Genomic DNA, 13,054 nt, shown 5'->3' on the forward strand with positions numbered 1-13,054 from the left:
CGTTCACACGGCGCAGCCTTTTTTATTGCAGCGAGTCTCTAATGTCTAGCGCCGTCCCGGCCCAGAGCGCTTCTCGGAAAAGAATTCCTGGCGCAGGAACGCCGTCAGCTCGGCCGTGTCTTCCACGCGGGCGCTGAGGTTGACGTTGCGCCCCAGGCGCCGTGATTCCCACACGAAATCACCAGGTTTTTCGGCACGGATCAGCTGGATCATCTTCTTGATGATGGCCGATTCGATATCAGGTTCATTGCCCAGTTCGACTTTTTCCTGCTTCAGCCAATTGCGCTTGAAATTGCCATTCCAGCCCTTGAATTTGACTTCCGCGCTGAACGAGGTCTGGTTGACGATGGAAAACACGCCGCCCGAATCCTCGCGGTCGCTGCCGGAATTGCGTCCCTGGGCGCCGGCAATATTCGCCTTGGCCACGCGCATGGCGCGGTCGTTTTCGCTTTCCTCGGCCGGCGGCGTGGGATTTTGCGCCTCGCGCTGCTTGCGGCGCTGCTCGATCATCGAGCTCATGTCTTCAGCCGGTGGCGGCGGCAACGGCACTTTCGATACCAGCGGCGGCGTGTAGGTTTCCAGTTTCGGCTTGTCGCGCGGCACGTCTTTTGTGACCACGCGCTTGCTCGGCGCTGGCGGCGGTTTCACCTTGGCCACTTTCGTGTCCTTCGGTTTCGGCGTGGGTTTCGGTTGCGGCTTCGGTTGCGGCTTGTCTTTCAGCGGCGCGATGTAGACCATCGCGCTTTCCTTCTTCGGCGGCGGAATCTTTTCGATCTTGTCGCTGCGCAACAGGACATACGCCGCCAGCAGCACGTGCAGCAAGACGGACACGCCAAGCGCCACCTTGCGCGTCGTGCTGGTCTTGGACCCGTAGGCCGGCAGTGGCTGGATCACTTGCCCGCAGGTGGGGCAAACATCGGAATCGGCAGCCAACAAATGGGTCGTGTCATGCAAAATGAATCGTGCTTTCTGTGTAGCGAAGAAATAACATTACAGGGCAGCCATAGTGCCAGAGTCCCTTGCTTTTGGGAACACTTCCTCGGCCTTTCCAACCCGAAGCGTACAGGATAGCGACATTCCTTGCAGCGCTGACCAGAGTACCCGAGCCCTCCCTTGACGGTTGTTACCGTATGTATCACTGCCCATACAAAACCGGCGCCCCATTCACGCAGGAAGGGGACGCCGGTCACGGGTCACGCAAGTGCTCACGTACTCAAGCCTTGTTGTCGAGCGCCACCAGTTGCTCGTCCGTCATCGGCCCCGTGCCGCTGTACTTGTCCAGGAACAAATAGATGACGGGAGTGATGAACAGGGTAATCACTTGCGAGAACAGCAATCCGCCGACCACGGCCAGGCCCAGCGGCTGGCGCAGCTCGGCGCCGGCGCCAAGGCCCAGGGCGATCGGCAAGGCGCCCATCAGGGCTGCCGCCGTCGTCATCATGATGGGACGGAAACGCAGAATGCACGCCTGGCGGATGGCCTCAGGTGGGCTCATGCCTTCATTGCGCTGCGCATGCAGGGCGAAGTCGATCATCATGATGGCGTTTTTCTTGACGATACCGATCAGCATCAGGATACCGATGATGGCGATCATGGTCAGGTCCATGCCGAACAGGCGCAGGGTCAGCAGCGCGCCCACGGCCGCCGATGGCAAGCCGGCCAGGATGGTCAGCGGGTGGATATAGCTTTCATACAGCACGCCGAGCAGCACATAGATCACGACCAGCGCGGCAATGATGAGGATGATCTGGCTAGCCTGCGAGCTCTGGAACACGGCCGCGTCGCCGCCATAGCGCGTGATGATGGAGGCTGGCAAGCTCATTTCCTTGGCCATCGCGTCGATCTTGCCCGTGGCGATGCCCAGCGGCACGTCCGGCGCCAGGTTGAAGGCGATGGTGACGGCCTGCAACTGCCCCTGGTGGTTGACAGACGTGGGACCGATCGTGCGTTCCACGTAGGCAATACTCGACAGTTTCACCAGTTCGCCCGTCTTGCTGCGCACGGACACGCGCGTGAGCGCATCGTCATACTGGCGGTCTGCCGTGGCCGCTTCCAGGATCACGTAATAGCTGGCTGCCGATGAATAGATGGTCGACACTTGCCGCTCGCCAAAGGCGCTGTACAAGGCCGTGCGGATATCGGACATTTGCACGCCGAGCAGATTGGCCTTGTCGCGGTCGATTCGAAGCGATGCCTGCAAGCCCTTGATCTGCGAATCGCTGGTGACGTCGCGGAAGGCGGGATCCGTGCGCATGCCGGCAATAAACTTTTCCGCCCAGTCATTCAAGGCGTCGGGACTGACGCTTTGCAAGGTGTACTGGTAGCGGCTCTTGCTCTGGCGCCCGCCCAGCTGCAAGTTTTGCACGGGCCGGAAATACACGGCCATGCCCGGCACGGTGCCCGCCGCGCGGCGCAGGTTTTCCAGCACCACGGGCATTTTCGGCCGCTCGCTGCGCGGCTTCAAGACCATGAACATGCGGCCCGTGTTGCCGCCGCCGACGAACGACGTCACGTCCTGCACGCTCGGGTCCGCCTTGAGCACGGCCGCCACGCGCGCTTGCAAATCCTGCAGCGCCGCAGAGGAGATGTCTTCCGACGCTTCCGTATTCACCTGGATCTGACCCAGGTCTTCCTCGGGGAAGAATCCTTTCGGAATGGTCGCGTACAGCAGCACCGTCAGCGCGAAAGTGCACACGGCAACGAACAGCACCACGTTGCGGTGTGCCAGGGCCTTGTCGAGCAGATGCACATAACCGTTGCGCAATGCCGTGAAACCCGCTTCGAAATGGCGGCCGATAAAGGTTTTCTCGCCATGACTGGGGTCGCTGTCATTGTGCTCGCGCGAGTCGGCCGGCAGGAAGCGGCTGGCCAGCATCGGCACCAAGGTCAGCGACACAATGGCGGACACCAGCACGGCCAGCGAGACGACGACGGCGAACTCATGGAACAGCAAGCCGATCACGCCCGGCATGAAGAAGATGGGGATGAACACGGCCACCAGCGAGACGGAAATCGAAATGATGGTAAAGCCCATCTCTTTTGCCCCTTCGAGGGCTGCGCGTATCGGTTTCTTGCCCATCTCGATATGGCGCACGATGTTTTCCAGCACCACGATGGCATCGTCGACGACGAGGCCCACGGCCAGGGTAATGCCCAGCAGGGAAACGTTGTCGAGGCTGTAGCCGAGCCAGTACAGCAGGGCCAGTGCGCCGAGCAGCGAGATCGGCATGGTGACGGCCGGAATGAAAGTGGCGGCCGCGCGGTGCAGGAACAAAAAGATCACCAGCACCACCAGCACCACCGTCAGGGCCAGGGTCAGATTCACGTCGTGGATGGCTTCGCGGATCGACAGCGAGCGGTCGTTGACCAGGCTGATCTGTATCGACTGGGGCAATTGCTCCTTGAAGCCTGGCAGCAATCGGCGCACGCCATCGACCACTTGCACGGTGTTGGCGTCCGGTTGGCGCTGCACCATCAGGCTGATCGAGCGCTCGCCATTGAAACTGCCGACGGCCTTGATCGATTGAAAGCTGTCTTCCACCTCGGCCACGTCTTTCAGGCGCACGGGCTGGCCGTTGCGGCTGGCAACGATCAGTTCGGCAAAATCGGCCGCTTTCATCATTTGCGGATTACCCTGGATGGTCAGGGTCTGGCTGGGGCCGTCAAGGATGCCCAGCGGGGAATTCGTGTTCGAGGTGCGCAAGGCAATGGCCAGCTCGTCCATCGTCAGGTTGCGCGCATTCATCAGGTCGGCACGGGCGCGCACGCGCACGGCAAAGCGTTTCTGGCCATTGACGATGACCTGGGCGACGCCGGGCAAGGTCGACAGGCTCGGCGCGATCAGGTTTTCCGCATAATCGTTAAGGTCCGACAAGTTCAGCGAGGGCGACGTCATCTGGATGAACAGCACCGGGGCATCGGCCGGATTGACCTTGCGGTAGGACGGCAAGTCCGTCATTTCCGTCGGCAACTGGCGCTGCGCGCGCAGCAGGGCCGCCTGCACGTCGACGGCCGCCTCGTTGACATTGATGCTGGCGTCAAACTCCAGGGTCAGCGAGGTATTGCCCAGGGTACTCGTGGACGTGATCAGGCTGAGGCCGGAAATGGTGGAAAACTGTTTTTCCAGCGGCAAGGCGACCGAGGACGCCATGGTTTCCGGGCTGGCGCCGGCCAGGTCCGCGCTCACGTTGATGACGGGCGTGTTGTAGCTAGGCAAGGCTGCCACGGGAATTTGCAGGTAGGCCAGCACGCCGGCCAGGATGATGGAGAGGGACAGCAGCACCACCATGACGGGGCGGCGGATGCTCAGTTCGGACAGGTTCATGCTGGCTTGCCCTGCGGTGCGGCGGCGCCATCGCCAGCCTTGTGTTTTTCCGCCAGGCGCACCTTGCTACCCGGACGCAAGTTCTGCTTGCCATCGACGATGACTTTTTCATCGCCGGCCAGGCCGGTGACGACGGCATTCGGTCCAAATGCATACACGCGGGCAATCTTGCGCATCTTTGCCGTGCTGTCCGCTTCCATCGAGTACACAAACGTGCCGGAAGTACTCGTGATGATGGCATTTTGCGGGATCACCAGCGCATCCTTGAGGGTGCGCACGGTCAGCTGCGTATTCACGTACTGGCCAGGCCACAAGTCGGTGCCGCCATTATTGAAGCGGGCCTTGATCTTGATCACGCCCGTGGCGGGATCGACGGCATTGTCGATAAAGTTCAGCTTGCCGTCGAGCTGCTTGCCGCCCGCGTCCGACAACAGCGCCTTGACAGGCACCTCGCCCGCCTTTTGCGCCGCCAGCAAGCCGGACAAGCTGCTTTCCGGCAAGGTGAAGGCCACATCGATCGGGTCGAGCTGGGTGATGCTGGTCAGCGACGTGGTCGGCTGCACCAGGCTGCCCGCGTAGACATTGATGGCGCCCACCCTGCCCGCCTGCGGCGCGCGCAGGACGGTGTAGCTCGAGTCGACCTGGGCGGCGCGCAAGGCGGCCTGGTCGGCGGCCAGCAAGGCGCGTGCCGCGTCGAGCTGGCTTTGCAGGGTGTCGACGGCGCCCTGGGCGATGAAATTCTTGCTCAGCAAATCCTGGTTGCGCTTGAGCTGGCGCTCGAAGTCCTGCACCGAGGCGCGGTCGCGCAAGACTTGCGCCTGTGCCTTGTCGACATTCGCATGCTCGCTGCGCGCATCCAGCGTAAACATCAGCTCGCCCTGCTTGACGAACTGGCCTTCGCGGATATGCACCTTGCTAATGGTGCTAGTCGTCTGCGGGTGCAAGTCGACGCTGCTGATCGGCATCACGCTGCCATTGGCCTGCAGCACCATCGGTACATCCTGGCGCACGGGCGCGACCACGCTCACCGTCGTCGGCGCCTGTCCGCCCTTGCCCCCTTTGCCATCCTGCCCACCGGTCGCCGCGCCAGACGGATGAGTGAAATACCAGATGCCGCCACCGATACACAGGGCCGCACCCACGAGGATTGCCAGACTAGTCTTTTTCATTGTTCTGTCATGCTGTTGCAGCGCAGGGCTGCAGGTTGAATGTAGTTGCCAGGGAGGCATAAAGCACAATATTGTCGCACGGAAATGCTCACTTTCCTGCGTAATACTCTGGCACGATGAGGGTGACTTCCAGTCCACCGTCGACGTGATTGGACAGCAAAACCGTGGCGCCGTGCTGCTCGGCGATATTGCGCGCGATGGTCAGGCCCAGGCCCGTACCGCCCGATTCGCGCGAACGCGAGGTCTCGATGCGGTAAAACGGTTCGAACACCTTGGCCAGCTGATCTGGCGCAATGCCCGGCCCGCCATCGCGGATGCGGATGCGCGCGGCACCGGGGATGCGCTCGACGGTCACCTGCGCGTACTGGCCATATTTGACGGCATTGTCGATCAAGTTCACCAGGCAGCGCCGCATGGCAATCGGGCGCGCCATCAAGGCCATGCCCGCCTGTCCACTGAGGGTGACTTTCTGGCCGGCATCGGCCGCGTCGGAGCAGACGCTATCCAACAGGGAATCGAGATCGAGCGCCTGCATCGCTTCCGTGCTGTCCATCGAGCGGGCCAGGTCCAGCCCTTCCTTGACCATGCTTTGCATGGCCGACAGGTCGCCCACGAGGCGGTCATACAATTCCGTATCGGCCACTTTTTCCAGGCGCAAGCGCAAGCGCGTGAGCGGTGTTTGCAAGTCGTGCGTGATGGCGGCCAGCATCTGTGTACGCTGGGAAATATGCTGGCGGATGCGCGCCTGCATGGCATTGAAGGCGGCGCTGGCCTGGCGGATCTCGCTGGCGCCCGACAGGGTCAGCGGCGGATGGTTGATGTCATTGCCCAGGTCTTTCGCCGCCTGCGCCAGCTGCTTGAGCGGGCGCATCGTCATGCGCGTGACCAGGTAGGCGAGGATGGCAATGCTGATCAGGAAAGGCAGCAAGGTCATCCAGTCGTTATGTTCATTGAACGGCGGCTGCTGGCGCGGTGGCAAGACCATCAGGCGCAGCACGTGGCCATCCTGCATGCGCACGTCGAGGTTTTCGCAAGTGCCGCCCCATGGCTTGGCGGAAAACATGCCCGGTGATTTGCGCGGTTCGATACAGGCGGCCGGACGTTCGGCCAGCGCGCTGACCTTGAAACCTTCACCCAGTTTGGCTTGCAGGGCGGTGGAAAATTCCGTCGGCTTGCCCGGTACATGCTCGACGTCGGGACGCAATTCCAGGCGCACGCTGCCCTTGTTGGCCACCTTCAGGTAGGCGGCGCGCGAGGCCAGCGGTACCACGTCGGCCGCCATCACCAGCTGCTCGGCCCGCTCGACGGCGTGGTAATCGCGGTATTGCTCGATGGCGCGCTGGCGTTCGCCCACAGCCAGCCACTGCGTCAGCGCGGCCGAAGCGACGATGCCGATCAGCAAAAACACGAAGACTCTGCCCGTCATCGAGCCCAGGAAGGCCTTCACGCGTGCGGCTCCACATTGACCTGGCCGGCCAGCACGTAGCCGCCGTTGCGCACGGTCTTGATGATTTGCGGCAAGCGGGCATCTTCACCGAGCTTTTGCCGCAGGCGGCTGATCTGGATATCGATCGAGCGGTCGAACGGGTCCGCGTCGCGGCCCTGCGTCAGGTTCAGCAGCTGGTCGCGGTTGAGAACGCGGTTCGGGTGTTCCAGGAAGACGCGCAGCAAGCGGAATTCCGCGCCCGACAGCATGATCACCAGGCCGCTGGGATTGAGCAGGTGGCGCGCCGTCAAGTCCAAGGTCCAGCCGGAAAAGCGGATTTGCTGCGCCTTGTCCGACGGCACGTTCGACGGCATGGCATGGCTGCGGCGCAGCACGCTGCGTATGCGCGCCAGCAGTTCGCGCGGCTCGAACGGTTTCGGCAAGTAATCGTCGGCGCCCATTTCCAGGCCCAGGATGCGGTCCAGCGGCTCATTGCGCGCCGTCAGCATGATCACCGGTACGGTTGACTGCGCGCGCAGCTTGCGGCACAAAGTCAGGCCGTCGTCGCCGGGCAGGTTCAAGTCGAGCACGATCAGATCGGGCCGCGTTTCATCGAGGATTTTCCACATGGCCGTGCCATCTGCCGCGCCCAGGGTGCGGTAGGCGTTCGTTTCCAGGTAGTCCGCCAGCAGGCTGCGGATATCGCGGTCATCGTCGACGATGAGAATTGTAGAAGTGGGTTCCATGGTACGAATTATCCCCACTTCCCCCGGCCTTGCACAACGCATTTGTATCGTCTTGTATATAGAAGACCCGAAGAAACATATAGATACAAACTGTCTGGCAGCGGACACTTCGGGGAAACATGGAAAGTCCAACATGGATTCATGTGCAGCAACATGTACATCCCTCACTTGACAAAGGAATCCAGATGAACGCCTCAATGAAGACTTTACGCAAGAATTTGATCATCGCCATGAGCGTACTCGGCATGGGTGCGGCATCGCTGACCGTCCACGCCCAGGAAGCGGCCGCCAGCGCGCCTGCGGCCAGTACCAAGATGCAACATGAAGGCCAGCGCGGCCAGCACCGCGGAGGCAATCCCGCCGAACGCATGGCCAAGTACCAGGCCCGCCTGCACGACAAGCTGAAGCTGACGGCCGACCAGGAACCGGCCTGGGCCACGTTCACGGCCGCCAACGCACCGAAAAAGCCGATGGGCGACTGGAAAGCCAAGCGCGAAGCGATGGCCAAACTGTCGGCGCCGGAACGCATGGAACAATGGATCGCCATGTCGAAGGAACGCATCGCCGACCAGGAAAGCCGATTGGCCTCGCTGAAAACGTTCTACGCCGTGCTGACGCCGGAGCAAAAGAAAGTGTTTGATGACAGTGTGCCTGGTGGCAAGCACGGCGGCCATCGCGGTGGCCACCATAAAGCAGGCTGAGCGCAGGTCGGATTAGTGGCGGAACGCCGCGTAATCCGACAACCTTGTTGAACGTGTGCGGTGGTGTCGGGTTACGCCCTGGCGGGCTAACCCGACCTACCCCGACCTACTCGTCAAGTTTGCGCAAGGAGGTCAGGAAAGTGGCCGCATTCTGGAAGCCGATCACGCGCGACTGGGCGATTTCCTGTCCCTGCGGGTTGAACATGATGATGCCCGGCGGGCCGAACAGCTGAAAACGTTTCAGCATGGCCTTGTCGTCCGCATCATTGGCCGTCACGTCCACTTGCAGCAGCACGGCTTGCCCCATCTTCTCGCGCACGGCGGGGTCGACGAAGGTCAGTTTTTCCATCTCGATGCACGACACGCACCAGTCCGCATAAAAGTCCAGCAAGGCCGGCTTGCCACCCAGCTGGGCCAGCGCCGCATCAAGCTGCGCCACGGTCTTTACACGCGTAAATGGTTGCGCATGCACCTGACCACCACCGAGGTGCGCCAGCGGCGCCAGCGGGTCGCGACCACCGCTGGCCACGCCAACCAGTTGCATCGCGCCCAGCACGGCGAACACGAAGCCGAAGGCCTTGGCGACCCAGGCATTCTTCGCGCCGCTCTTGCCCACCAGCAGATACATGCCGTAGCCGACGAACAGCACCGTCCAGCCCAGCATCTGCACGGCGCCCGGCAGCACGGGCGAGACCAGCCACCAGGCCACGCCCAGCTGCAGCACACCAAAGAAGCGCTTGACAGCGTCCATCCACGCGCCAGCGCGCGGCAACAAGGTGCCGGCCGACACACCCACCAGCAGCAGCGGCACGCTCATGCCCACGGCCATGGCGAACAGGGCGCTGCCGCCGATGACGACGTCGCGTGTCTGGCTGATGTACAGCAAGGCGCCGGCCAGCGGCGCGGCCACGCATGGCCCCACGATCAGGGCGGAAATGGCGCCCATGACGAACACGCCCGCCAGGCGGCCCGACGATTGCTGGTTCGACACGGACGTCAGCTTGCCTTGCAGGAAAGCCGGCACTTGCAGCTCATAAAAACCGAACATCGACAGGGCCAGGCCCGCCATCAGCAAGGCAAAGAAACCGAGCACCCAGGGGTTTTGCAGTTGCGCCGCCAGGCCTTCGCCCGCCAGGCCGGCCGCCACGCCCAGCGCCGTGTAGACGATGGCCATGCCCAGCGCGTACGTCAGCGACAGCAGCAAGCCGCGCGAGCGGCTGACCTTGGCGCCATCGCCGATGATGATCGACGACAAGATCGGCACCATCGGCAGCACGCACGGCGTAAAAGCCAGGCCCAGGCCCAGCAACATGAACAGGGGCACGATGACAAGCAGCTTGCCGCCCTTCAGTGCCGCTTCGATCTTGCCCATTTCGCTTTGCGCAGGCGCGGCGCTTGCCGCCACGGGGGCCGCCGCGACCGGCTCAGGCGTGCTGGTGATATCGGCCTGGGGAATGCTCATCACGGACACGCCAGGCGACGCTTGCGCCTGCGGACCATTGACGGCCGCCGTGTCGACTGCGGGAGCTGCCGGCAAGGCGAATTTCGATGGCAGGCCGGCGCCGGGCGCCTTGCTCTGGCCGCCGCCACCGCCCACCAGCTGGGCCGTGGCATCCTGCGGCGCATAGCACAGGCCCTTGTCGGAGCACCCTTGGCCCGTCGCCTTCAAGGTGAACGCACCGGCCGCTTCCACGGGAATCGTGATGGTCAGCGTCTTGCGGAACGTTTCCACATTCTTCTGGAAGGTATCGTCAAACTTGACCTTGCCAGCCGGATACACCGGCGTGCCCAGTTTGGCGCCCACGGCCTCGAACTTGAAGCGCTCGTGGTACATATAGTAGCCATCGGCGATCACATAGGTGACGGCGATGGTGGACGGATCCTGCATGCGGGCGGAAAACCTGAAGGCCAGCTCGGGATCGAGGAATTCATCGTCGGCACGGGCATGATTGGCGCCAAAGACGGCCATCGCCAGCAGCAAACAGGTGGCAAACCACAGCAACAGTTGACGTAAGGGGGCGGCGCGCGCGGTGGCGCTGGAGGGGAAACGGGACATGAACGACCTTTTTCTGCGGCATCAGCTGTGCCATTCAACAAGAGACGCGCGGGGCGTGCAGTGGCTGCAGGGCCGGCGCGAAAGAAGAATAGTACACCGCAGCAAGGATAGCTGCAGCAGAAAACAAAAAAGCCAGGCTAGGCCTGGCTTTTCTTGAAGCGGCTACTGGGATTACTCGCCAGCAACTTCAACTGCTTCGGTCGTATCTGGACGATCCATCAGTTCAACGAACGCCATAGGAGCGTTATCGCCGACGCGGAAACCCATTTTCAGGATACGCACATAACCACCGTTACGGTTGGCGAAACGTGGGCCCAGTTCAGCGAACAGTTTGACGACCATTTCACGGTCGCGCAGACGGTTGAATGCCAGACGCTTGTTTGCCAGGGAGTCGGTTTTGCCCAGGGTCAGAATTGGCTCAACAACGCGGCGCAGTTCTTTTGCTTTTGGCAGGGTGGTTTTGATCGCTTCGTGACGCAGCAGCGATACTGTCATGTTGCGCAGCATTGCCAGACGGTGGGACGAGGTACGATTCAGTTTACGGAGGCCGTGACCGTGACGCATGGTAAATCCTTTCGGTAGTGAGTTTAAATCCAGTTCTTCGATCAATGAAACCAGGGTTTCATCGCGGACCGGTTTGGTACTTCAAAAATAAAAGCCTGGGACACCTGTACCAGGCAGTTTGCTACAAACTTCGAATTACTTTTCCAGGCCGGCAGGCGGCCAGTTTTCCAGCTTCATGCCCAAGGTCAAGCCGCGCGATGCCAGCACTTCCTTGATTTCGTTCAGGGACTTACGGCCCAGATTTGGCGTTTTCAGCAGTTCGTTTTCCGAACGTTGGATCAGGTCGCCGATGTAGTAGATGTTTTCCGCTTTCAGGCAGTTCGCCGAACGCACGGTCAACTCCAGGTCGTCGACTGGACGCAACAAGATAGGATCGACCAGCGGAGCGCGCGATGGCGCTTCGGCGGCGGCTTCCGTGCCTTCCAGGGCAGCGAACACATTCAACTGGTCCACCAGAACGCGGGCCGACTGGCGGATCGCTTCTTCCGGCGAGATCACGCCGTTGGTTTCGATGTTGATGATCAGCTTGTCCAGGTCGGTACGCTGTTCAACGCGGGCCGATTCAACGAAGTACGATACACGACGGACTGGCGAGAACGACGCATCCAGAATGATACGGCCGATGGTCTTGTTCGTGTCTTCCGACAGGCGACGCACGTTACCAGGAACGTAGCCGCGGCCTTTTTCAACCTTGATCTGCATGTCCAGCTTGCCACCAGCGGTCAGGTGGGCGATCACGTGGTCAGGGTTGATCAGTTCGACGTCATGCGGCAGGTCGATGTCGGAGGCCAGGATCGCGCCTTCGCCTTCTTTTTTCAGGGTCAGGGTTACCGAATCGCGGTTGTGGACTTTGAAAACCACACCCTTCAAGTTCAGCAACAGATCGACGACGTCTTCTTGCACGCCATCGAGGGAGGAGTATTCGTGGACGACGCCAGCGATCGTCACTTCGGTCGGCGCGTAGCCTACCATCGACGACAGCAGAACGCGGCGCAACGCGTTACCCAATGTGTGGCCATAGCCGCGCTCGAACGGTTCCATCACGACTTTGGCGTGACCTGCACCGAGAGCTTCAACATCGATAATACGTGGCTTCAACAAACTGTTTTGCATGAAATGTCCTTTTCAATACCCTCGGCTCATTACACCGATAAGGCTGATGGCATTAGTGAAACGCCCACTTTACAAAAGCAAAGTGGGCGGAGATCTTGCTACTGACTACTATTAACGCGAGTACAGCTCGACGATCAGCGATTCGTTGACGTCGTTAGCGATTTCGTTACGCTCTGGCAGGGACTTGAAGGTACCTTCCATTTTCTTGGCATCAACCGAAACCCAGCTAGGCATACCAACTTGTTCAGCCAGCGACAGTGCTTCAACGATACGCACTTGCTTTTTCGATTTTTCACGAACAGCAACGATGTCGCCAACTTTGACTGCGTACGAAGCGATGTTCACAACGATACCGTTCACGGTGAACGCTTTGTGGCTGACCAATTGACGCGCTTCAGCGCGGGTCGAGCCAAAGCCCATGCGGTAGCAAACGTTGTCCAGACGCGTTTCCAGCAACTTCAACAGCGTTTCGCCGGTGTTGCCTTTACGACGGTCTGCTTCAGCGAAGTAGCGGCGGAATTGACGTTCCAGCACGCCGTACATGCGCTTGACTTTTTGCTTTTCGCGCAGTTGGTTACCGTAGTCCGAGGTGCGGGCGCCGGATTTGACACCGTGCTGGCCTGGCTTGACGTCCAGTTTGCACTTGCTGTCCAGCGAGCGACGTGCGCTCTTCAGGAACAGGTCTGTACCTTCACGGCGGGAAAGTTTTGCTTTAGGTCCGATATAACGTGCCACGATACTTCCTTTTTTTAAATGATAACGCCCCAGCCACATGCATGATCAAACACACTGATGCGGTTAGGCGCTAGTCTGATTTGGTTTCAATCAGACGGTGGCTGAAAACGAAAAACCCGTCAAACAGAATTTGACAGGCAAGAACAGCCGGGCAGTATAACCGTTTCCGGCTCCCTGCTCCAGCGTTTTCACACAACTGTACTGAGTTACAACAGACAGC

At 60.8% G+C, this 13,054-nt stretch carries 10 protein-coding genes; 1 reads left to right on the top strand and 9 read right to left on the bottom strand.

Annotated features, from left to right (window positions below):
* Positions 1–45: 45 nt before the first annotated feature.
* From MRBLMS1_RS16145 to MRBLMS1_RS16165, 5 genes are all read right to left on the bottom strand, one after another.
* Positions 46–954: a hypothetical protein gene (locus MRBLMS1_RS16145; RefSeq protein WP_485880388.1), complete on the bottom strand. Its 909-nt coding sequence runs from the start codon at positions 952–954 to the stop codon at positions 46–48.
* A 259-nt stretch (positions 955–1,213) separates the two neighbouring features.
* Positions 1,214–4,324 (bottom strand): efflux RND transporter permease subunit, encoded by a 3,111-nt coding sequence (locus tag MRBLMS1_RS16150; RefSeq protein WP_128141079.1) that lies wholly within the window; start codon positions 4,322–4,324, stop codon positions 1,214–1,216.
* A complete protein-coding gene (locus MRBLMS1_RS16155) occupies positions 4,321–5,493 on the bottom strand; it encodes an efflux RND transporter periplasmic adaptor subunit (RefSeq protein ID WP_485880390.1) in 1,173 nt (390 codons plus the stop codon). The genes MRBLMS1_RS16150 and MRBLMS1_RS16155 overlap by 4 nt, the downstream gene beginning before the upstream one ends.
* An 88-nt stretch (positions 5,494–5,581) precedes the next feature.
* Complete coding sequence (locus tag MRBLMS1_RS16160; protein WP_139092242.1) at positions 5,582–6,940, bottom strand: ATP-binding protein; 1,359 nt, start codon at positions 6,938–6,940, stop codon at positions 5,582–5,584.
* Positions 6,937–7,665 carry a response regulator gene (locus MRBLMS1_RS16165; RefSeq protein WP_034753223.1) on the bottom strand — a complete coding sequence of 243 codons (729 nt, stop codon included), beginning with the start codon at positions 7,663–7,665 and terminating at the stop codon, positions 6,937–6,939. Before MRBLMS1_RS16165 ends, MRBLMS1_RS16160 begins: the two co-directional genes overlap by 4 nt.
* 185 nt (positions 7,666–7,850) lie before the next feature.
* Between MRBLMS1_RS16165 and MRBLMS1_RS16170 the strand changes: the two genes are divergently transcribed.
* A complete protein-coding gene (locus MRBLMS1_RS16170) occupies positions 7,851–8,366 on the top strand; it encodes a Spy/CpxP family protein refolding chaperone (RefSeq protein ID WP_485880393.1) in 516 nt (171 codons plus the stop codon).
* Between the two features lie 106 nt (positions 8,367–8,472).
* Here MRBLMS1_RS16170 and dsbD read toward each other — a convergent pair whose 3' ends face one another.
* The 4 genes from dsbD to rpsD form a co-directional block, all read right to left on the bottom strand.
* Positions 8,473–10,422: a protein-disulfide reductase DsbD gene (gene dsbD / locus MRBLMS1_RS16175; RefSeq protein WP_485880395.1), complete on the bottom strand. Its 1,950-nt coding sequence runs from the start codon at positions 10,420–10,422 to the stop codon at positions 8,473–8,475.
* Positions 10,423–10,593: 171 nt separating this feature from the next.
* Entirely contained in the window at positions 10,594–10,986 is a 393-nt protein-coding gene (gene rplQ, locus MRBLMS1_RS16180; protein ID WP_034753219.1) for a 50S ribosomal protein L17, read from the bottom strand.
* A 135-nt stretch (positions 10,987–11,121) separates the two neighbouring features.
* Positions 11,122–12,099, bottom strand: a complete 978-nt coding sequence (locus tag MRBLMS1_RS16185) for a DNA-directed RNA polymerase subunit alpha (RefSeq protein WP_008444343.1) — start codon at positions 12,097–12,099, stop codon at positions 11,122–11,124.
* 111 nt (positions 12,100–12,210) lie between these two features.
* Positions 12,211–12,834: a 30S ribosomal protein S4 gene (gene rpsD / locus MRBLMS1_RS16190; RefSeq protein WP_010394478.1), complete on the bottom strand. Its 624-nt coding sequence runs from the start codon at positions 12,832–12,834 to the stop codon at positions 12,211–12,213.
* Positions 12,835–13,054: the final 220 nt, after the last annotated feature.

The sequence above is a fragment of the Massilia sp. LMS1-1-1.1 genome, assembly GCF_040815535.1.
Taxonomy (GTDB): domain Bacteria; phylum Pseudomonadota; class Gammaproteobacteria; order Burkholderiales; family Burkholderiaceae_D; genus Janthinobacterium; species Janthinobacterium aestuarii.

Bases quoted from the DNA above. Each gene is read 5' to 3' on its own strand.
- MRBLMS1_RS16150 (WP_128141079.1), bottom strand. From the start codon at position 4,324: ATGAACCTGTCCGAACTGAGCATCCGCCGCCCCGTCATGGTGGTGCTG.
- MRBLMS1_RS16155 (WP_485880390.1), bottom strand. From the start codon at position 5,493: ATGAAAAAGACTAGTCTGGCAATCCTCGTGGGTGCGGCCCTGTGTATC.
- MRBLMS1_RS16165 (WP_034753223.1), bottom strand. From the start codon at position 7,665: ATGGAACCCACTTCTACAATTCTCATCGTCGACGATGACCGCGATATC.
- MRBLMS1_RS16170 (WP_485880393.1), top strand. From the start codon at position 7,851: ATGAACGCCTCAATGAAGACTTTACGCAAGAATTTGATCATCGCCATG.
- dsbD (WP_485880395.1), bottom strand. From the start codon at position 10,422: ATGTCCCGTTTCCCCTCCAGCGCCACCGCGCGCGCCGCCCCCTTACGT.
- rplQ (WP_034753219.1), bottom strand. From the start codon at position 10,986: ATGCGTCACGGTCACGGCCTCCGTAAACTGAATCGTACCTCGTCCCAC.
- MRBLMS1_RS16185 (WP_008444343.1), bottom strand. From the start codon at position 12,099: ATGCAAAACAGTTTGTTGAAGCCACGTATTATCGATGTTGAAGCTCTC.